Source organism: Ruegeria sp. D7, assembly GCF_056534355.1.
This window is the reverse complement of record NZ_JBQFPG010000003.1, coordinates 115,597-135,594: the sequence shown is the minus strand read 5'-3', so window position 1 is coordinate 135,594 and position 19,998 is coordinate 115,597. Positions and strand designations below refer to the sequence as shown.

The 19,998-nt window shown below is 58.1% G+C and carries 21 protein-coding genes; 7 read left to right on the top strand and 14 right to left on the bottom strand.

What is annotated here, in order from left to right; genetic code table 11:
• Window positions 1-12: 12 nt before the first annotated feature.
• The 3 genes from ACRZ9U_RS05700 to ACRZ9U_RS05690 are packed head-to-tail and all read right to left on the bottom strand — an operon-like array spanning window position 13 to window position 2,394.
• The gene (locus ACRZ9U_RS05700) at window positions 13-744 is read right to left on the bottom strand and encodes an amino acid ABC transporter ATP-binding protein (protein WP_170402441.1); all 732 of its coding nucleotides are present in this window, start codon (window positions 742-744) and stop codon (window positions 13-15) included.
• Complete coding sequence (locus ACRZ9U_RS05695) at window positions 744-1,577, bottom strand: amino acid ABC transporter permease (RefSeq protein ID WP_010437538.1); 834 nt, start codon at window positions 1,575-1,577, stop codon at window positions 744-746. The genes ACRZ9U_RS05700 and ACRZ9U_RS05695 overlap by 1 nt, the downstream gene beginning before the upstream one ends.
• 1 nt (window position 1,578) lies before the next feature.
• Window positions 1,579-2,394: an ABC transporter substrate-binding protein gene (locus ACRZ9U_RS05690; RefSeq protein ID WP_170402438.1), complete on the bottom strand. Its 816-nt coding sequence runs from the start codon at window positions 2,392-2,394 to the stop codon at window positions 1,579-1,581.
• A gap of 107 nt (window positions 2,395-2,501) precedes the next feature.
• Between ACRZ9U_RS05690 and ACRZ9U_RS05685 the strand changes: the two genes are divergently transcribed.
• Window positions 2,502-3,275: a CHAP domain-containing protein gene (locus ACRZ9U_RS05685; protein ID WP_480901375.1), complete on the top strand. Its 774-nt coding sequence runs from the start codon at window positions 2,502-2,504 to the stop codon at window positions 3,273-3,275.
• Window positions 3,276-3,445: 170 nt separating this feature from the next.
• Here the strand turns inward: ACRZ9U_RS05685 and ACRZ9U_RS05680 are convergent, their stop codons facing one another.
• Together ACRZ9U_RS05680 and ACRZ9U_RS05675 are read right to left on the bottom strand one after the other, a co-directional pair.
• Window positions 3,446-3,871, bottom strand: a complete 426-nt coding sequence (locus tag ACRZ9U_RS05680; protein ID WP_223116959.1) for a GFA family protein — start codon at window positions 3,869-3,871, stop codon at window positions 3,446-3,448.
• Between the two features lie 241 nt (window positions 3,872-4,112).
• On the bottom strand, window positions 4,113-5,504 hold the full coding sequence (locus tag ACRZ9U_RS05675; RefSeq protein ID WP_170402433.1) for an aminotransferase class III-fold pyridoxal phosphate-dependent enzyme: 1,392 nt from the start codon (window positions 5,502-5,504) through the stop codon (window positions 4,113-4,115).
• Window positions 5,505-5,725: 221 nt separating this feature from the next.
• On the opposite strand from ACRZ9U_RS05675, the gene ACRZ9U_RS05670 reads away from it, so the two are divergent.
• Window positions 5,726-7,354, top strand: coding sequence for an acyl-CoA synthetase (locus tag ACRZ9U_RS05670; protein WP_170402431.1), 1,629 nt, complete (start codon window positions 5,726-5,728; stop codon window positions 7,352-7,354).
• On the opposite strand, the gene ACRZ9U_RS05665 is transcribed toward ACRZ9U_RS05670, so the two are convergent.
• The 6 genes from ACRZ9U_RS05665 to ACRZ9U_RS05640 form a co-directional block, all read right to left on the bottom strand.
• Window positions 7,351-7,683, bottom strand: a complete 333-nt coding sequence (locus tag ACRZ9U_RS05665; protein WP_170402428.1) for a DOPA 4,5-dioxygenase family protein — start codon at window positions 7,681-7,683, stop codon at window positions 7,351-7,353. The two genes, ACRZ9U_RS05670 and ACRZ9U_RS05665, sit on opposite strands and share 4 nt — an antisense overlap.
• Window positions 7,684-7,771: 88 nt before the next feature.
• Window positions 7,772-8,410: a maleylacetoacetate isomerase gene (gene maiA, locus ACRZ9U_RS05660; RefSeq protein WP_170402426.1), complete on the bottom strand. Its 639-nt coding sequence runs from the start codon at window positions 8,408-8,410 to the stop codon at window positions 7,772-7,774.
• Between the two features lie 7 nt (window positions 8,411-8,417).
• The gene (locus ACRZ9U_RS05655) at window positions 8,418-8,960 is read right to left on the bottom strand and encodes a VOC family protein (RefSeq protein ID WP_170392683.1); all 543 of its coding nucleotides are present in this window, start codon (window positions 8,958-8,960) and stop codon (window positions 8,418-8,420) included.
• 4 nt (window positions 8,961-8,964) lie between these two features.
• On the bottom strand, window positions 8,965-9,162 hold the full coding sequence (locus ACRZ9U_RS05650; RefSeq protein WP_170392682.1) for a DUF2783 domain-containing protein: 198 nt from the start codon (window positions 9,160-9,162) through the stop codon (window positions 8,965-8,967).
• A 5-nt stretch (window positions 9,163-9,167) separates the two neighbouring features.
• The gene (locus ACRZ9U_RS05645) at window positions 9,168-10,778 is read right to left on the bottom strand and encodes an FAD-dependent oxidoreductase (protein WP_170402424.1); all 1,611 of its coding nucleotides are present in this window, start codon (window positions 10,776-10,778) and stop codon (window positions 9,168-9,170) included.
• 134 nt (window positions 10,779-10,912) lie between these two features.
• A complete protein-coding gene (locus ACRZ9U_RS05640) occupies window positions 10,913-11,863 on the bottom strand; it encodes an MBL fold metallo-hydrolase (protein WP_039541551.1) in 951 nt (316 codons plus the stop codon).
• Between the two features lie 52 nt (window positions 11,864-11,915).
• Between ACRZ9U_RS05640 and ACRZ9U_RS05635 the strand changes: the two genes are divergently transcribed.
• Entirely contained in the window at window positions 11,916-12,479 is a 564-nt protein-coding gene (locus ACRZ9U_RS05635; RefSeq protein WP_170402422.1) for a DUF2585 domain-containing protein, read from the top strand.
• Window positions 12,480-12,499: 20 nt separating this feature from the next.
• On the opposite strand, the gene fahA is transcribed toward ACRZ9U_RS05635, so the two are convergent.
• Both fahA and ACRZ9U_RS05625 read right to left on the bottom strand, forming a co-directional pair.
• On the bottom strand, window positions 12,500-13,759 hold the full coding sequence (fahA, locus tag ACRZ9U_RS05630) for a fumarylacetoacetase (RefSeq protein WP_170402420.1): 1,260 nt from the start codon (window positions 13,757-13,759) through the stop codon (window positions 12,500-12,502).
• 22 nt (window positions 13,760-13,781) lie between these two features.
• Window positions 13,782-14,405: a LysE family translocator gene (locus tag ACRZ9U_RS05625; protein WP_170402418.1), complete on the bottom strand. Its 624-nt coding sequence runs from the start codon at window positions 14,403-14,405 to the stop codon at window positions 13,782-13,784.
• A 65-nt stretch (window positions 14,406-14,470) separates the two neighbouring features.
• Between ACRZ9U_RS05625 and ACRZ9U_RS05620 the strand changes: the two genes are divergently transcribed.
• Together ACRZ9U_RS05620 and ACRZ9U_RS05615 are read left to right on the top strand one after the other, a co-directional pair.
• Window positions 14,471-14,923, top strand: coding sequence for a MarR family winged helix-turn-helix transcriptional regulator (locus tag ACRZ9U_RS05620; RefSeq protein WP_170392676.1), 453 nt, complete (start codon window positions 14,471-14,473; stop codon window positions 14,921-14,923).
• Between the two features lie 62 nt (window positions 14,924-14,985).
• Entirely contained in the window at window positions 14,986-16,221 is a 1,236-nt protein-coding gene (locus tag ACRZ9U_RS05615) for an adenylate/guanylate cyclase domain-containing protein (protein ID WP_170392675.1), read from the top strand.
• 132 nt (window positions 16,222-16,353) lie between these two features.
• Here the strand turns inward: ACRZ9U_RS05615 and ACRZ9U_RS05610 are convergent, their stop codons facing one another.
• Entirely contained in the window at window positions 16,354-17,163 is an 810-nt protein-coding gene (locus tag ACRZ9U_RS05610; RefSeq protein ID WP_170402416.1) for a division plane positioning ATPase MipZ, read from the bottom strand.
• A gap of 218 nt (window positions 17,164-17,381) precedes the next feature.
• On the opposite strand from ACRZ9U_RS05610, the gene ACRZ9U_RS05605 reads away from it, so the two are divergent.
• Window positions 17,382-18,269 carry an AEC family transporter gene (locus ACRZ9U_RS05605; RefSeq protein WP_170402414.1) on the top strand — a complete coding sequence of 296 codons (888 nt, stop codon included), beginning with the start codon at window positions 17,382-17,384 and terminating at the stop codon, window positions 18,267-18,269.
• A 118-nt stretch (window positions 18,270-18,387) separates the two neighbouring features.
• Window positions 18,388-19,977, top strand: a complete 1,590-nt coding sequence (locus tag ACRZ9U_RS05600; protein ID WP_170402412.1) for an MFS transporter — start codon at window positions 18,388-18,390, stop codon at window positions 19,975-19,977.
• Window positions 19,978-19,998: the final 21 nt, after the last annotated feature.

Here is a 19,998-nt window from a genome sequence, read left to right as displayed (position 1 = left end):
GAACCCAGGCGCTTACTTCAACGCCCGCGCCAAAAAGGCTTGTGTGGTCTGGTGCGAAGGGTGGTCAAACACCGCTTCGGGCGGGCCTTCTTCGATGATCCGACCGCTGTCGAGGAAACAGATCTTGTCGGCGGCCTCGCGGGCAAAGCCCATTTCATGCGTGGCCATCATCATCGTCATGCCCTGTTTCTTAAGCATCAGCAGAACATCCAGCACCTCGCCCACAAGTTGGGGATCGAGGGCCGAGGTGATTTCATCAAACAGCATGACCTCAGGCTGCATGGCCAAGGCGCGTACGATGGCGACGCGCTGCTGCTGCCCGCCCGACAATTGGTCGGGATAGTTGTGCATCCGGTCGGCCAGTCCGAACCGGGCAAACAGCGCTTCGACCTCGGGCTGCAATTCAGCGCGCGTCAGCCCACGCACCCGGCGGGGCGCGAGCATGACATTCTCAAGCGCGGTCATATGCGGAAACAGGTTGAAGCTCTGGAACACGATCCCGATCCGGGCACGCACCGATTGCGGGTTCAGACCAGGGATCGAGATATCCTCGCCATCCAGAAAGATCGCGCCGTCTTCGATGGGTTCCAGCAGGTTGATACAACGCAGCAGAGTCGACTTGCCCGACCCGGATGCGCCGATTAAGCAAACCATTTGGCCCTCATCAACGGTGAGATTAATCCCTTCACAGACCGTGCGGTCGCCAAAGCGTTTCACCACGCCCTGAAGTTCCAGTTTGGGCATCAGCGCCTCTCTCGCATTTGGCGGGCCATCAGGTGATCGGCGTAGCGTGTGGCGGGGATGGTGACGATCAGGAAGATGATCGCGGCCCCCACATAGGGGGTGAAATTCGCCAGTAGCGATTTGAATACCCCCGCCTGACGGAAGATCTCGACCGGGCCGATAAAGCTGAGCAGAGAGACATCCTTTTGCAGCGCAATCAGCATGTTCATCTGTGAGGGCACCACGTTGCGGATCGCCTGCGGCAACACCACGTCGCGCATCACTTGCCGTTCCGACAGACCCAGCGACAATGCGGCGGCGCGCTGGCTGTGGTGGACGCTGTCGATGCCTGAGCGGAAGATTTCAGCCACATAGGCCGAGTAAGTCAGGATCAGCGCCAGCGAGCCCCATATGTAAGGCGAATTCCACGGGCGCGGCAGGCCGAGCCCCGGAATGCCGAAGCCGATCAGATAGACCGTCAGGATCACTGGCACGCCGCGGAAAATGTCGGTGAACGCCGCGCCAAAGATGCGCAGCGGAAACAGGGCGGGGGATTTGGCATCCCGCGCCAAGGCAATCAACAGGCCAAGCACGGCGATCGCCGGTGCGGACCACAAAAAGATCATCACGTTGATCCGAAACGCCTCAAGCAGTTTCGGGAAGGTTTTGACAAGCGTCTCGCCGTTAAAAAAGCTTTGCTGAACCTTCGACCAGCCCGGCGCGAGCGGCACCAGAAAGTAGATCGCGGCCACAACAGTGACCGTGCTAATCGTGGCGATCACCAACGAGCGTCGACGTTGGTGCGCCTCATACCGTTCGCGGCGGGTCATCCCCGCCGCCTTATGATCTGCCATGTTACTTGATCAGAGGGACACCAGTGGTGTCCTGCAGCCATACGGCTTCGATTTCGGCCAGTTTGCCGTTAGCTGCCAGTGCCGCCAGCGCCTCGTCCACGCAGGCTTTCAGAGGGTTGCCTTCTTCCATCAGCATGCCGAAATGATCCGGATTGTCATTTTCATCCGCCGGGAACTGACCGATGACCTTTGAGCCTTCGATCATCACCGCGCTGAGGAACAGGGCGGTGGGCAGATCGAACAGGGCCGCATCAATCTGGTTGGCCGACATGGCAGCGTTAACGTCAGCATTGTCGCCATACAGCAACGGGTCGCTGTCGGGCTGGATGATGCTTGCCAGTTTCGGCACCGCCGTGGTCGAGCCAACGGCCCCCCATTGCAGGCCTTTCAGCGCTTCAAGCGTCGGGGCAGTGTCGGTCGAATTGGGGCTGACCAGAACTGCCATCGGGGCGGTGTAGTAAGGGGTAGAGAAATCGACCACCTGATCCCGTTCAGGCGTGATCGAATATTGCTGCATGTTGACGTCAAATTCCTTGGCGCCGGGCTGGATCGCCTCGTCGAAGGACGAGCGGACCCAAACGACATCATCAGCTGCGAACCCCATTTCTTCAGCCACGGCATAAGCAACGGCTGCCTCGAACCCTTCGCCGCTTTCTGGCGCGTCGTCGATCACCCACGGATAGTAGGCCGGGTTGCCCGTTGCGATGGTGAATTTGCCGTCTGTCAGCGTTTTGCCAGCAGCGCATTGTTCTTGCGCATAGGCCGCTGTTGACAAAAACAGAATTGAAGTTGCCGCGATCGAGAGTGTCTTGGACATCCGATACAAACCTCCTGTTGGATTGGGTTGCGGTCAAAGTAATTCTGCCTAACCCGACTGTCCAGCGGATGCTTGATCGTCGACCTGCGGGACGGGTTGGCGTTCATGTGTCCGATCCTTGTGCCGGCCTCTTGGCCTGCCAGGAATCCCAGGGACGGCACAGGGAGGAAACCTGTTGCATAAGTGACCGCACGCTCGGCCAACGGCCGGAATGCGGCGCAGGAACTGGCAATATTCTGCCGGGGAGCAGCTGGGCTCTTTTCTTTTTCCTAAAGATATTATTAAAACTGCTTCACCACTCAAACCGGCAAAGAACCTTCTTGCAGTACAACGCACGCAATACTGATACGATCTGGTCGCGCCTGCCCGGCGTCGCGCGAATTGCCGTTGTTTTGGGACTTTTCAGTCTGATCTCGGCCTGTGCCAAAAATCCGAATGAGGTGGACTTGGATCCCGAACGTCAGGCCATGGCGTTGCAAGAGGTCTCAAGAAAACATGCGCTGGGACAAAGAGTGTGGTGCGTGCCCTACGCACGAAATCTCAGCGGCATCGAAATTCGTGGCAACGCCAAGGATTGGTGGGGCAAGGCCCGCAATGGGTTTGACCGGGGTAATGAACCGGAGGTCGGTGCGGTGATGTCGTTTCGGGCCACCAGAGGGATGCCCCTGGGACATGTGGCTGTCGTGTCCGATATTGTCACCGAGCGGGAAGTCATTGTGAACCACGCAAACTGGCTCCGGAATAAGGTGTCGTTGCAGATGGGCGTGAGGGACGTGTCCAAAAACAATGATTGGACGCTTGTCCGGGTTGAAAGCCGGCCGGGCAGTTACGGCAGTTCGTACCCGGTGAACGGGTTTATCTATCCGAATTTTGGTGAGTAATCTGAGCTCTCCGCGCCCCGGCCGGTAGCTGGTACGGTGAAGCCGAGCGTCCGACGTGCCGCTGTCATCCGTGCGCGTGTGTTCGGTGGCGGGTATGTTTACATTGACACATGATCAATGACTGCAGGGCAGCGCAAAGCAGCCACTTGAAAACCAGGTGGCTTCCTCATCTAACGATATCCGTCTGGGTCGTTAGGGGTGTGTAGCAATGTGCCTTCAAACGCGTCGAGATCATCAGTCATTTGCAGCCAAGGCAATTTGCTTTGCTTGTTGACGTGAAAAGTCGGTTTGAAATCTTCCGGGTTTTCGAGCGACGCTGCGTAAAGGTGCATACCACCCGGATAATGATCGGCTTCAAATCCAATAGGTGATCCGCACGTCCCGCAAAAGTGCCTGAAAACGCCTTTGGAACTTTCATAAGTGCCGGGTTTATCGCCGGTCCACTCAAAGTTCTCTATCGGCACGCCTAACCAGGCAACCACCGGCGCGGCACAATTCCGACGGCAATCATCGCAGTGGCAATAGCATGCCCATGTTTGACTGCCCTGGTAGGCCCAGCTCGTTCTTTTACACAGACAATACCCGTGCGTCGCCATTAGATTTCCCTCCCAAACTCCTGAAACATAGGACGCAGGTAAGTTTTGAGATGGATATTTTGGGACGTTTCATCAGCAGAAAACGTCGGCGCTCAGGGCCAATTTGGACTCTTTCCCGCCATTTGAATGAAAATTGAGTATCTTTGGCATCAGCTCATACGCTTGGCTGATGTCCTCATGAAAAGAAACCCGCCGAAATTTGGCGGGTTTCATGTGGTTCAATGGTAGTTCGTTGCCTAGATCAGCCGAACACACGCCCCAGCGCGCCGTCTACGGCGTCGGTGATCTGATCGATGTCGTCCGCTGTCGCGATCAGCGCCGGTGAGAAGCACAGCGTGTTGTTGCGGCTGGGGATCGAGCGGTTGGTGGCACCGATGATGACGCCCTGCGCCATACAATCTGCGACAACGGCCTGAACGCGCTTTTCGTCCATCGGATCCTTGGTGGTCCGATCGGTTACTAGCTCGGCGCCAAGGAACAGACCCTTGCCGCGCACGTCGCCGATGACTTTGTGCTTTTCCATCAGCGCCTGCAGGTTGCCCATCATGCGATCACCCATGTCGACGCAGTTCTGCAGCAGGTTTTCATCCTGAATGATGCGCATGTTTTCAACCGCTGCCGCCGGACCGGCAGTGCAGCCGCCAAAGGTCGAGATATCACGGAAATAGTTCATCGGGTCTGCCGCGTCGTCTTTGAACATGTCAAAGACTTCCTCGGTGGTGACCATGCAGGCGATCGCGGCATAACCCGAGGCAACGCCCTTGGCCATGGTCACGAAGTCCGGCTTGATGCCGTACTGCTGATAGCCGAACCACGTGCCGGTCCGACCTACGCCGCAGACAACCTCGTCAATGTGCAGCAGGATGTCGTATTTCTTGCAGATCTCCTGCACGCGGGGCCAATAGCCTTCAGGCGCTTCGATGACGCCACCGCCTGCGGTCACGGGCTCAAGGCACAGGGCGCCAACGGTGTCGGGGCCTTCGCGCAGGATGACCTCTTCGATCTGATCTGCAGCCCATTCGCCAAAGTTCTCTTCAGGTGCGCCGTCCAGCTCGTGCTTGCGGTACTCCATGCAGTGAGGCACGCGCACGAAATCGGGTGCAAAGGGACCGTACTGCGCGGTGCGCTCGTCCTGACCACCTGCCGACATGGTCGCCAGGGTGGAGCCGTGATAGTCGCGGTCGCGATACAGGATCTTGGTTTTCTTGCCGCCATATTTCTTGTGCGCGATCTGGCGGATCATCTTGAATGCCTTCTCGTTCGCCTCAGAACCTGAGTTGGTGTAGTACACGCGGCTCATGCCCGGCATCTTTTCGATCAGCATTTCCGCGAAATTCGAACCGGGGATCGAGCCTGCGGTGTTGGCGAAGTAGCACAGCTTCATCAGCTGGTCATAAACCGCCTTACAGATAGATTCGCGGCCATAGCCCACGTTCACGGTCCAGACACCGCCTGATACGGCATCCAAGTGCTCTTTGCCCTTTTGGTCCCACACGCGCATGCCTTTGCCTTCGACAATGATACGGGGATCGTTGGTCTCAAACGGCTTGTGCTGGATCAGGTGATGCCAGAGGTGGGCGCGGTCGGCTTCGACGACGCGGGAAAGATCGTTTTCGTTGAACGTGCCGTCCATGACATGTCCTTTCAAAAGTGGGGCGCGCGGGGAATCAGTAGGTCCCGGCGGGCGCAAAGTGACGTGATACTGCAGATCAACGCGAATGGTGCGCGTGAAGTAGGGCCAGATTAGCCCATAGGATATCTCCAGTGTAGCTCAAACGCGTATTAATACGGGTTTGTTATGACGTAAACTTTGTGCTCAATACGACAATCTGACGAGTTTGGGAGGATCGCCGGATGACAGCCACACCTATCTACCAGCAACATCTGGATAAAACCCCGGCGAATTTCACGCCGTTGTCTCCGCTGAGCTATCTTGAGCGGACGGCGGCAGTGTATCCGGATTACCCATCCGTTGTGTATGGCGAGCGCCGGTATAGCTGGGCAGAAACCTATGCGCGGAGCCGACGTCTGGCCAGCGCGCTGACTACGCATGGCGTAGGCGTGGGCGATACAGTCTCGATCATCGCGGCCAATATCCCCGAGCTGTATGAGGCGCATTTTGGCGTGCCCATGGCAGGGGCGGTGCTGAACGCGATCAACACGCGGTTGGATGCGCCGATCATCGCCTTCATTCTGAACCATGCCGAAGCCAAGGTTCTGCTGGTCGATCCCGAGTTTTCAGGCGTCGTGAAACAGGCGTTAGGACAGGTGGATCACAACATTCTGGTGATCGACATCGAAGACGCCAGTATTGACGGTGGCGAGCGATTGGGAGATCTGACCTATGAGGGTCTGTTGGCCGAGGGTGATCCGGAGTTCGACTGGTCTTTGCCCGAAGACGAATGGGATGCGATCACGCTGAACTATACCTCGGGCACCACCGGCAACCCCAAGGGTGTAGTCTATCACCACCGCGGCGCGGCGCTGAACGCGACGTCGAACATTCTGACATGGGGGATGCCGCAGCATTCGGTCTATCTGTGGACCTTGCCGATGTTCCACTGCAACGGCTGGTGTTTCCCGTGGACGATGGCGGCCAATGCGGGCACCTCCGTCTGCCTGCGCGCCGTACGGGACGAACCGATCTATCGCGCCTTCCGAGAAGAGGGCGTAACTCATTTCTGCGGCGCGCCGATCGTGCTGAACATGCTGGCCAATGCACCGGATCACCTCAAGGATTTCACGCAGCAGATTAAGGCGATGACCGCTGGCGCTCCACCGCCGGCCAAGGTGATCGAAGCGATGGAAGGGATGGGTGTCGAGGTTACCCATGTCTATGGGTTGACCGAGACTTATGGTCCATCCGTCGTCTGCGCCTGGAAGGACGAATGGAACGACAAGGGTGCAGAGGACCGCGCCGCGCTCAAGGTGCGTCAGGGTGTGAAATACGTGGCATTGTCTGGCTTGATGGTCGCAGACCCGGAAACCATGGAGCCTGTGCCCTCGGATGGCGAAACCATGGGTGAGATATTCATGCAGGGCAACATTGTCATGAAGGGCTATCTCAAGAACGCCGAGGCGACCGACAAAGCCTTCAAAGGCGGGTGGTTTGCCTCGGGCGATCTGGGCGTGATGCACCCGGATGGCTACATCGCGCTGAAGGATCGGTCCAAGGACATCATCATCTCGGGCGGCGAGAATATTTCATCGGTCGAGGTTGAGGATACGCTTTATAAACACCCGGCTGTTATGGAGGCAGCGGTGGTGGCCCGCCCGGATGAGAAATGGGGTGAAACGCCGTGTGCATTTGTTGAATTGAAACCGCAGGCAGAGGCGAATGAGGCGGAGATCATCGCTTTCTGCCGGGATCATATGGCCCATTTCAAAGCACCCAAGACGGTTGTGTTTGGGGCGTTGCCCAAGACGTCGACGGGGAAGATTCAGAAGTTCATCCTGCGCGACCGGGCGCGTGAATTGGCTTAATCGAAGATCGACAGATCAAGTGGCAGCATCTCGCCCATCCAGATAGCGCGATCCCGGTGATCAGCCAAGTGATCGCCGGTTTCTGGATGCGTAAAGATGGTCAGCCCTTGCCGGTTCAGGATCAGCCAGGGAAAGACCTGATCAAAGGCTTCGGCTGGAAAGCCCAGCTGGCAACTCCATCGCGGATGCGGGCCAACATTGCGCGCATGCATGTGGCCCATCTGGACAGCGGGAAACAGACGCGCGGCCTCTTCACAGACCTGCCGTGCCGTGTCCTGAGTGTCGGCGTCGAAATAGACATGGGCGTGGTAGCCGGTGATCTTGGGCATGGGGTTCTCCATCTGTCGTTGCATAGAAACCTAAGGACGGCGCGAGGATTTGTGCACCCGCACCGCCACACAGACTCTGTGCGCCGGTTCAGAGCGGAGCGTGCAGGTCAGGATGGGCTGCGGCAAAGGCCGAATGCTCGGCGCAGACGGCCTCGACTGCTGTCAGGCGTGGCATATCGGATAGATCAACTTCCCACCGGCGCGCATTATAAAGCTGTGGTATCAGGCAGATATCGGCCAGACCCGGCGTTTCACCGGTGCAGAACGGGGATTGATCAAAGCCGCCCAGCAGCGATTCAAACGCGAGCAGACCCGGCCGGATGAAGTGACGCATCCAGTCGCCGGGCATGTCGCCTGCACCTTGGGTGAGCGCGGTGGCATGTTTGGCAACCGACAGATTGCAGACCGGATGGATATCCACCGCGATACTGTGCGCCAATGCCCGCGCCGCGGCTCGCTTGGCCGGATCGGTTGGCAGCAGACCCAGTTCGCGGGTCTCATCCAGATAATCGATGATCGCCAGCGATTGGGTCAACCGAACCCCATCGATATCCAGCACCGGGACCAGACCTTGCGGGTTGCGGTCCAAATGATCCGGGGCGCGATGCGCCCCGTTCACCAGATCCACGACGACCGGGCGGTAGGTGATCCCAGCCAGATTCAGTGCAATCCGCACCCGGTAACTGGCGGACGAACGCCAGTAATCAAACAGAACCACTTCGGACATACGATGGTTAGCCTTTGCTTAGTTCCTTGGCATGCAGCCAGTCGGCATGCTGAGGGGCTCGTTTGGTGCGCGACCATTCTTCGAGCATATCCCATTTGACCGAATCCAGCCGGGCCAGCATGGCCTCTTCCTCGGGGTCGGGGCAAGCCAGTTCCACCCGGTGACCGTTCGGATCGAAGAAATAGATCGAATGAAAGATCGAATGATCCGTGACACCCAGAACCTCGACGCCGTTGGCTTCGAGATGGTCCTTGAATGCGATCAGCTCATCACGGTCCTTCACCTTGAATGCGATGTGCTGCACCCAAATCGGCGTGTTGGGATCGCGCCCCATTTCCGGCTTGGTAGGCAGCTCAAAAAACGCCAGCACATTGCCATTTCCGGCATCCAGAAACAGGTGCATGTAGGGATCAGGTTCATGGGTGGAGGGCACATGGTCTTCGGCAATCGCCAGAATGAAATCCATGTTCAGCATCTTGCCATACCATTCAACGGTCTCTTTCGCGTCCTTGCAGCGATAGGCGACGTGGTGAATCTGTTCGATTTTCATGGGCTTACTCCTGTTTCAGGGCTGCGGCGTCCAACGCCTGCTTCAGCACCGCGTTGTCGCCGATGTGGTTTGCCAGAACCAGCACAAGGCGCGCGTTGAACGCATCGCTTTCGGCTTTCTCAAGCCCTTCATGGGCGGCCACCAGATCGGCATAGAAATCGTCTGCCTGGGTCAGATTGGATGAGAGGATCAGATCAGCCATGTCGCTTACTCCTTGCCTGTGGCGCGGCGCACCGCGTGCCGGAATGCATTTTCTTCGTAGGTGTCGCGGCGGGCGGCCACGTGCTGATCGGGACGGATCAGATAGACCGCTCCGCTGGCATCGCCCAGATAGCGGCGCTTCAGCGTCAGGGTCGGGTCGTCTTTGACCGAGAGTGCCAGGCGTTTGACGATGATGCCATCGACCTCGATCTCATCTGGTGCATCGGCGTCGATGGTCAGCAGCGTGAACTGTCCAGCCAGTTTAGGCAGTAGAAAGCCATCACCCAAAGGCGCATCGGGACAGGACGCTCCGGGACGCGTCTGCGTCGGCCCGTTCAACGCATCCGCCGAATTCAGCGACGAGCCGTCATAGACGCAAGGTACGCTCAGGCGGCCAGAATTCACCATCGGGCGGGCGAAGTCATAGTGCTCGCTCAAGTCCAGCACCGCATCGCGCAGGATGCGTGACATCTGCGATTTCGGGGTGATGAAATCGGTCGAGCGAGTCGAGTTCAGGATATTCTCGTCCGCGCCGTGAATGCGTTCCTGATCGTAGCTGTCCAGCAAAGATTCAGGTGCGCTGCCATCGATCACCAGTTTCAGTTTCCAGCACAGGTTGTCGGTATCCTGCACGCCCGAGTTTGCGCCCCGTGCGCCAAACGGGCTGACCTGATGGGCACTGTCACCGGCAAAGATCACGCGGCCATGGCGGAATTGCTCCATCCGGCGGCACTGGAAGGTGTAGATGCTGACCCATTCCAGCTCGAAATTTACCTCCTCGCCCAGCATGGCCTTGAGGCGCGGGATCACGTTTTCCGGGCGCTTTTCGCGTTCCTTGTCGATATCCCATCCCAGTTGCAGATCGATGCGCCAAACGCCATCGGGTTGTTTATGCAGCAACGCAGATTGGCCTTTGTTGAACGGCGGATCGAACCAGAACCAGCGTTCCGAAGGGAAATCGGCCTCCATGATCACATCAGCGATCAGGAAGTTGTCTTCGAACACGCGGCCCACAAAATCCTTACCCATCATGGCGCGCATGGGTGAGCCCGCGCCGTCGCAGGCGATGACCCAATCCGCCTCGATGGTGTATGAACCCTCAGGCGTTTCGACCTCAAGCTTGACGTGATCGGGGTGGGTTCCAACGGCTTCGACCTTGTTGCGGCCGCGGATTTCGATCGGTGCACCCTGCGCTTGCAATTCGCGGACGCGGTCGACCAGAAACTGCTCGAAATAGTATTGCTGCAGGTTGATGAAGGCCGGGCGCTGATCGCCGCTGTCGGGCTGCAGGTCGAACTCGTAAACCTGACGTTCGTCGAAGAACACTTTGCCCTTGTTCCAAAGAACGCCCTTGTCCACCATCGGCTGCCCGCAACCCAGACGGTCGAGGATTTCCAGCGGGCGTTTGGCAAAACAGATGGCGCGGCTGCCGAAGCTGACCTTGTCGTTGTCGTCCAGCACCAGCACCTCGACCCCTTGCTGGGCCAGATCGATGGCGGCGGCCAGACCCACCGGACCGGCCCCAACAACGATGACCTTGTGGCGCACGGGCGCTGGCGCGGATTGATCCGGGCTGGCCTCGTAGGCATAAAGTGGAACTTCAAAGATCTTGTTCACTCTCTCTCTCCCATTTCTGGCGCATCGGGCGCACCTCATCTGTTCCCCGGCACAGTTGCGCCGGAGGTCTTGCGTTAGAGTTTCACCGTCAAATCCGGGCCGCCACGATCTGGATCAAATCCGGCCCGGAATTCTTAGCCCTGCAGGGCCTCCCACATCTCCAGATCGCGCTGGGCGGTCCAGATACGGGGCGTGTCGATGCCGCGGGCCTCGTCATAGGCGCGGGCAACATTGAAGGGCAGGCAGTGTTCGTAGATCGCATAGTCGGCGAATTTTGGGTCGCATTCTGCGCGCACGGCGTCCCAGGCTTCTTTCAGCGAACCGCCACGCGCCGCGACCTTTGCTGCCGGGCGGTAGGTGCTTTCCACGAAATCGCGGGTGTTTTCGATGGCCGCGTTGACCATGTCCTTACCGACCAGAGCGTCGCCGCGCCCCGGCGCGATAGCGTCTACGTCGAACCACTTGATCTCATCCAGCGTATCGCCCCAGTCGCTGAAATGCCCGTCGCCGCAATAGCAGGCCGAGTGGTATTCGACGATGTCACCGGTGAACATGACATTCTGATCGGGCACGTGGATGACGATATCGCCAGCGGTATGCGCACGGCCCAGATGCATCAGGTCGATCCGGCGGTTGCCCAGATAAACCGTCATTGTGTCGCTGAAGGTGGTGGTGGGCCATGTGAGGCCGGGGATGCTTTCGTGTCCTTCAAAGAGACGCGGGAAGCGTTGGAATTCGCTGTCCCAGTCTTCCTGACCACGTTCAACCACCATGGCGCGCGCCATATCCGACATCAGGATCTGTTGCGCACCAAAGGCGCTGGCACCTAGCACGCGTACTGCGTGGTAATGGGTCAGCGCCACATGGGTGATCGGCTTGTCAGTCACCGACCGCACGCATTCGATCACCTTGTTGGCCAGACGCGGGGTCGCCTGCGCCTCGACAATCATCACGCTGTCATCGCCGATGATCACGCCCGAGTTCGGGTCGCCTTCGGCGGTGAAGGCATAGAGCCCTTCGCCCACCTCAGTGAAGCTGATTTTCTTTTCCGACATGTCCCCCTGGGACGCAAATGCCTTGGCCATATCAGTGATTTCCCTTCTGGACAGCGACTGGCTTTGATGATGTTGTCGCCATATGTTTGAACGTCGATTTTTGCCTTATTGGGCAACCGCTTGTGTTGTCATTGCCTGCGCCATCATCCTGCTGTGGATGGGCCGCGAACCGATTTGCAAATGCGGTTATGTCAAGCTGTGGCATGGTGAAACCTTCAGTTCCGAAAGCTCGCAGCATCTGACCGATTGGTACACGCCCAGCCACATCATTCATGGCTTTCTGTTTTACGGTCTTCTGTGGCTGGTGGCGCGCCGCCTTGCGGTTGGCTGGCGGTTGTTCATCGCCACCTTGATAGAAGTCGCGTGGGAGATTTCCGAGAACACCAATGCCGTGATCGAACATTACCGCGCGGTTACGATCTCGCTGGATTACTACGGCGACAGTGTCGTCAACTCGATCGCCGATATTGGCGCGATGATGCTGGGGTTCTGGTTGGCGCGTCGCCTGCCGATCTGGATGACGGTCACCATTGCGCTGGGATTCGAGATCCTGACCACCACGCTGATCCGCGATGGTCTGACGCTGAACGTGCTGATGCTGCTTTATCCCATCGAGGCCGTTAAGGACTGGCAGAGCGCGCTCTGAATATGCGGACTGGACCTGCATCAATCTCTGGCGAATGGATTTTCGAGTGCGGGCAGCACAGTGCCGGTGCAATCGCCGAACCCGATGGTATAGCCGTCGCCCTTGGCTGCGCCGGTCAGGGTCAGCGTGTCGCCGTTCTCGATGAAGGTGCGGGTCTCGCCTGTGTCCAGCGTCAGTGGCTCTTTCCCGCCCCAGCTGAGTTCCAGAAGTGATCCGCGCTCTGGCTTGTTCGGCCCCGAAATGGTGCCGGACCCCAACAGGTCGCCCGTGTTCATCGGACACCCAGACGTCGAGTGATGCGCCAACTGCTGCGCCGCCGAGTAATACATCTCGCGATAATTGGTTCGTGCGATGGTCGTGGCGTCTTTATTCTCGGGCGCCATCGTTACGGATAGATCGATGTCATAGAGCATCGGGCCGCAATCCTTCAGGTGGTCCAGCAGGGCGAACTCACGGTCGGGCGTATCGCAGCGGAACGGTTCCAGCGCCGCTTTGGTCACGATCCAGGGGCTGATCGAGGTCGCGGTCGCCTTGGCCTGAAATGGCCCCAGCGGCTGGTATTCCCAGGCCTGAATATCACGCGCGGACCAGTCGTTTAGCAGGACATAGCCAAAGATGTTGTCATCGGCTTCCTGCACCGTGATCGGCCCATCCGAGGGTGTGCCGACGATAGCGCCCATCTCAAGCTCGATGTCAAAGCGGCGGCTGGGCAGGAAAGCAGGCAGCTCCTGATCGGGCGATTTCAATTGACCCCAGGGGCGACGGATATCCGTGCCTGAAACGACAACAGACGACGCGCGGCCGTTATAGCCGATGGGGATGTGCAGCCAGTTCGGCGGCAACGCGTTTTCCGGGCCGCGGAACATGGTGCCCACGTTCTGGGCATGGTGGCGGCCCGCGTAGAAATCGGTGTACTCGCTGACGGCAAAGGGCATGTGCATCTCGGCCTCGTCCTGCGGGATCAGCAGACCTTCGATCTTGTGCTGTTCGTCCGAATCTTCAGCCAATAGCTTAGATAGGCGGTCGCGCAATGCAGCCCATACGGCAGGGCCTTCTTCCATCAGCGGATTCCAGAAGGGCAGATCGAACAGCGGCTCATCCGACAGCGCGATTAATCCATCAGCTTCGGCAGCAGTCACGTCGAAGATCATGTCGCCGATGGCAACGCCGCAGCGGGGCTCGGTGGTTTCGGTCGAGAACACGCCATAAGGCAGGTTGTTCAGCGGGAAGGGGTGGTCGGCGGAATTGGCCGATGCGACCCAGGATTTCTTCAAAGGCATATTGCGTCCTTATGTCTTTCGGTTACGAGGCGGCGCGCAGGGATTTGAAGCCCAGCAGGACTGCCGCCAATATCATGAAGCTGCCACCGATCCGGTCGAGCCAAAGCCTTGCCGGCCCCTGCAGTCGCCGGGCTAGCCAACTGGCAGTGGAGCCATAGGCCATCAGAAACAACCCGTCTATGATCAGATATGTGGCCGAGAGGATGGCGAATTGCGGCCAGAAAGGCAGCGCGCCATCGATGAACAGCGGAAACAAAGCGGCGAAGAACACCACCGCCTTGGGATTCGCGGCAGAGGTGATGAAGCCCTGCATCCAGAGCGCCTTGCGGCTGGCACGTGGCGCATCGTTGGTTTCGGCAACACGTGCCTTCACGATTTGCTTGACGCCGAGATAGACCAAATAGGCCACGCCCAACCACTTGATCACGGTAAAGGCCGTCCCGGACGTGGCGATCAGGGCAGCCAGACCCAGACCGGCGGCCAACATTTGAAAGAAATTGGCCGTCAAATCACCCGCAGCGGTAAAAAAACCTCGCCGCAGCCCATTGGTTGCCGAGTTCGACAGCATCAGCAACTGGCTTGGCCCCGGTGTGCTCATCAGCAGCAACACCGTCGCCACATGGGTGATCCAGATATCAAAACTCATCTCGTCTCCGGTGATCCTTCAACTTGTCACTTGTCGAATAATAGTTGATTTTGTAACTAACAAGGATGACTCAGCCTAAAAATGACCAAAAAGATGAGTTTGATTTGCGAAATTTCCTTCCGTTCCTGTTGAATCAGGCGGCCGAGGAAAGTTCGCTTGAGTTTCAGCGCGTTTACAAGGATCGCTACGGAATGCTGCGCACCGAATGGCGGGTGCTGTTTCATCTGGGCAATCATGGTGAGATGACCGCACGCGACATTGTTGAGCGTGCCAAAATCCACAAAACCAAGGTCAGCCGTGCGGTCAGCCGATTGCAACAGCGCCGATATTTGCAAAGGTTGCGGGATGAAAATGACCGGCGGGTTGAGCGGCTATCGCTGACCTCGGCTGGCCAGAAGGTTTATCGCGAGTTAAGCGGTATCGCGCAGGATTATGATCAGAAACTGGCATCGCGTTTCACCACGGGTGAGGCCGCTTTGCTGCGCATGATGCTGCGACGTCTGGCCGGAATGGATTAGGGTACTGGTAATCCGGTACAGCTGCCCCCAGATCAACGTCATAACGGACACAGGAACGACACATGACAGCGCCGGATTCCCCAACGGCAAAATCCCATGATCTGATAGATTGGTTGGTGACCCGAGGCCTGGAAGGGGCCGACAAACAAGAACTTTTGGACGGGTATTGCACCCGTTTGGTTGATCTTGGTGTTCCCTTGATGCGCTTTCATGCGGCGCAACCGGCCTTGCATCCCGTCTATGGCGGAACGGGCTATAGCTGGTACCGCAGCAAAGGAAGTAATCTGGAAACCTTCGAGTATTCCGAAGAGCCCAGTGAAGTTTGGACACAAAGTCCGCTATATGCCGTATTGCACGAAGATATCGATGCTATCCGTGAACGGCTGGTCGACCAGAACGAACCCAGCCGCTTTCCTCTGCTAAACGAGTTGCGGGAAAACGGAGCCACGGACTATTACGCGACTGGCATCAGCTTTGATGTGCCGGCTCAACGCAATCCCTATGATGCGAAAGAGGCAATCGACGGCGTCTTGATGTCCTGGTCCAGCAATGCGCCGGAAGGATTCTGCGACGATGATCTGGATGTGATCAATACGGCGCTACCGCATCTGGGGCTGGCTCTGAAGTCAGCCTCGAACGCGCGGGTGTCGAAAGATTTGATGCGGGTTTATCTGGGGCGCGATGCCGGTCGTCGGGTCTTGTCCGGTGAAATCCGTCGCGGGTCACTGCAGCAGATTGATGCGGTGATCTGGAACTTCGATCTGGAAGGGTTCACCAGCCTGTCGGAAGAGATGCCAGGGATCGAAGTCATAGATATGCTGAATGACTACCTGGGTGTGGTGGTCGATGTTGTTCATCAATGCGAAGGCAACATCCTGAAGTTCATGGGCGACGGTGTCATGGCGATGTTTGATGTCGGCGAGATCGATGCCGATGCCCGCGCCGCGCTGGCTGCGGCGACCATGCTGCAAGAGCGCATGGCCGAATTGAACACTCAGCGGAGTTCACGGGGGCAACCGGTTTCGAACTATACGCTGGCATTGCACTCTGGTGAGATCCTCTATGGAAACATCGGCTCCGAAAGTCGGCTGGATTTCACGGTAATTGGTCCGGCGGTCAACCAGACGTCCAGAATTGCGGGGATGCATCGGTCGCTGGGGCAGCGCATCCTGATTTCCGACGATGTAGCCCGCGCGGCCCATCCCTGCGATCAGGATCTGATCTCGGTCGGTCGCTATATGTTGCGGGGCGTGGCAGAGCCGAAAGAGCTGTTTACAATTTACAGAACGGCGGGCTAACCGATCACTGACACCTGTGCCAACGCGTGCGACTGCTGCTGCGCACGATTTCATAGAATGAAATCGATCCGGAAACTTTTAAATTTTCCGGGGTCTTGGGCGGATATGTTGGGTAATTCGAGCTGTGGTCGCTCAGAAATCGATCTCAACACCCGGCAAGCTCAGTTCCTTCATCATGTCGCGCAGTTCCTGGCGTGCGGCGATGTTGGAGATATTGAGCTGCTTGACCCCGATATCCTTGAGGTCCAGCAAAGTCAGTCCGCGCGGGAACAACTCGCGGAAAATCACTCGCTCGGAAAAGCCCGAGGCGACGCGGAAGCCGATGCGCTGTGACAGCATCTCGATCGCGCGTTGCATCTTTTCCTTGTTGACCATGCGCTGGGTGCCGACCCGGTTGCGGACGACGACCCAGTCGATCGGTTTCAGCCCAGCTTGGGCGCGCAGTTGGCGGGCATTCCAGACCATCTCGGAATAGACTGAGGGGCCAAGGATTCTCTCACCTTTGGAATCGATCCGCGCCAGCAGGTCAAAATCGATGAAACTGTCGTTCAGCGGTGTAATCAGCGTATCGGCCAGCGAATGTGCAACCTGGCTGAGTCGAGTGTGCGAACCGGGGCAGTCGATCAGGATGAAATCGCTATCGCTTTCCAGTTCGGCCACGGCGGCTGAAAGGCGGTGGTCATAGATGTTTTCACCGGGTTGCAGAGCGCTGGCGTCAATCTCGGGCAGGTCGTGGTGGCGTGGGCTGGGCAGAGACAGGTCCGAGCCGTTCAGGAAGTTCAAGCGGTTCTCGAAATAACGACCCAGACTGCGCTGCCGCAGGTCAAGATCGAGTGTGCTGACCTTGTGCCCCAGCCGTGCCAATGCAGTGGCCACATGCATCGACACGGTTGATTTGCCTGCGCCGCCCTTTTCGTTCCCGACCACAATGATATGTGCCATGCCTGTATTCCCAAGTCCCGCCGTGTTTGCCTACACGTTGTTGGCAGCCACTATATGTTGTGTAGGCCGGGAAGGGAAGAACCTCGGGCCGTCTTGAGCGGTATTATCAAGCCTCAAATTGGAAAAGTGCTTGGTACTTGGGGGTTAGGGTAAATCCTTGCCAAACACACACCCCTGTTTCACTGTCCATCCTATGGATTTGTGATCGAGGGCAGCCATTGGATCATCTGTTTCTGAACGTTTTGAACGTGGTTCTGCCTGTCCTGATTTGCGCTGGAATCGGTTACGCTCTGGCTTTGATCAAGGCCCCCTATGACAACAAGGTTATTGGCGGGATCGTCTCGCGGGTCGGGTATCCGACGCTGATTATCTCGCACCTTTCAACCACCCAGATTGCGGTCGGCACCTTTCTTGATGTCATGATGGCCGCCGCTTTGGCGATTGCAGGTTTTGGGCTGTTGGGGCTTGTCGCGCTCAAACTGATGCGGCTGCCGGTGCGGGCATTTCTGACGCCGCTGATGCATGGCAATGTCGGCAATATCGGCCTGCCCATTACCCTTTTGGCGCTGGGCGATGCGGGAATGGCCTATACGATGGCATTTGTGGTGGTTGTGCTGATCAGTATCTTCACGATCGGCATGTGGATTCCGGCCGGAGAGTTCTCACCCAAGAAACTGGCGACTTCGCCGATTATTTACGCGGTCGCACTGTCGCTGGTGTTGATGGCGACGGGCACCAGCCTGCCGCAACCGGTGGCCAAATCCTTTGATATTCTGGGCGGTCTTTCAATCCCGCTGATGTTGCTGACGCTGGGCCACACGCTGGCGACCCTGCGGATCAAAAGCCTTGGCCGAGCCGTTTTGCTGACAGCGCTGCACCTGCTGATGGCTGCGGTGATTGCCAGCGCGTTGGTCTGGAGCTTCGGCTTCACCGGGGCTGAGCGGGGCGCGGTGATCCTGTGCTGTTTGATGCCCTCCTCTGTCGCGACCTATTTGTTCATCGATCAGCATGTGCCGGAATACGGACCCGATGTGGCCGGGTTCATTCTGGTTTCGACTCTGTCCACGATCCTGGTGCTGCCATTGGCGCTGTCCTACTGGATCTAATAGGCGCTGCGCGCGCAGCGCGCTAAAAACAGTATCTATCAGCAAAAAACCGTTTAATAATAGGCACAACACGGTGCCCGAAGGGCCAGCGCGCTATTCCTGAACGGGGGACAGGCAGATGCCAAAAGACGTCACTGACGACATATCCGGCGCGGGAGGGGCACGTCTGGTTCTGGTGATGACCGCGCTGTGCATGATGGTTGTTGGCTTCAACACAACCGCCGTTGCGACGATCCTGCCAAATCTGAAGGCCGAGTTCGATCTGTCGCCTTCCAGCCTGCAATGGGTGATGGCGATCTATACGGTGGTTAGCGCGACCCTCGTTACCATCGTCAGCCGACTTGGCGATATCACCGGCAAGATGGGCGTCTTCTTTGCCGGAATGATCGTGTTCGGTCTTGGCTCGGCACTTGTGTTGTTTTCACAGGATGCAGCCATGTTGCTGGCAGGCCGCGGGGCCCAAGGTGCCGGGGCGGCAGCGCTGTTTGGCACCTCGCTTTCGCTGCTGACTGCCGCCACGCCCGAGGAACAACGGGCCAGCGTCACCGGTGCCTGGGGCGCGATCGTCGGGCTGGCAATTGGTGTTGGTCCGATCGTTGGCGGCGCGTTTGCGCATTACCTCAGCTGGCGGGGCGTGTTTGCCACCGATCTGGCGCTGCTGATCGTGGCCTTTGCGGTCGGGTTGCGGGTCAGCAAAGAGCATTACGTCCCCGACACCCGTCTTGCAGGCGCAAAGTTCGATCTTGCGGGTGCAGTCGCATTGGTCCTGCTGCTTGGCCCGCTATCCTTCGCGCTCAGCAACGGGGAAAGCCACGGATGGGCCACAAGATCGACCCTGATCCCGCTTGCCGTGTCGGCTGTAGCGGTGATTGCACTGATCATCACCTCGCGCCGCAGCGCGGACCCTCTGATCGAGCTGCGCTACTTCCGCCACCCCCGTTATTTCATGGCGGCGGCAGGGATGTTCATTACCGGCTTCGCGCTGTTCAGCTTTTTCGTCTATTTCAACGTCTTCGTGCAATCGCCAGATGCGTTTGGCCTGTCTGCTGTTGGGGCGGGGGTGGCGATCCTGCCGTTGAGCCTCAGTATGTTCGTCGTGTCCGTGGTGGCTCCGCGTTTTCTTGCACCTTACAGTTTTCGATGGCCGGTGATCCTGGGCATGGGGTTCATGACCTGTGGGTTCATGCTGTTGACGACAACGACGAACACAACCGGCATGGGTGCGATTTGGTGGAAGCTGGTGATTATCGGGATCGGGCTTGGCATCGGTTTTTCGTTATTGCCGCGTCTCGGGCTGCGCTTGTTGCCGGAAGAACATATGGGGCAGGGCTCGGGCGTAGTGAATGCGTTCCTTTATTTTGGGGCCACGCTTGGTGCGGTTGTCGGCGGGTTGGCTGAAGCGATCACCACCCGGCGCGGCCTGACCGAAGTGATCAACGCCTTGCCCACCGGGTCCGAGCAACGGGCTGATCTGGCCCATGCGTTGACACATGGCACTGCAAGTCAGGTGCAGCAGCTTATAGCGGCGCTTGATCCGACCACGGGCGAAGCGTTGGCGCGCGCCTTGCGAGATCTGCAGGATGATGCATTTAACAGTGCCATGCTTGTCGCCGCTATCGCTGCGCTTTTGGGGATGATCCTGGCTGCCGTAATGCTGCGAGGCCCCGTGCCTCCACCACACAGCGCGGTTGATCTGACAAGGGACTGATCGTCGGTGGGGCCACTTGTG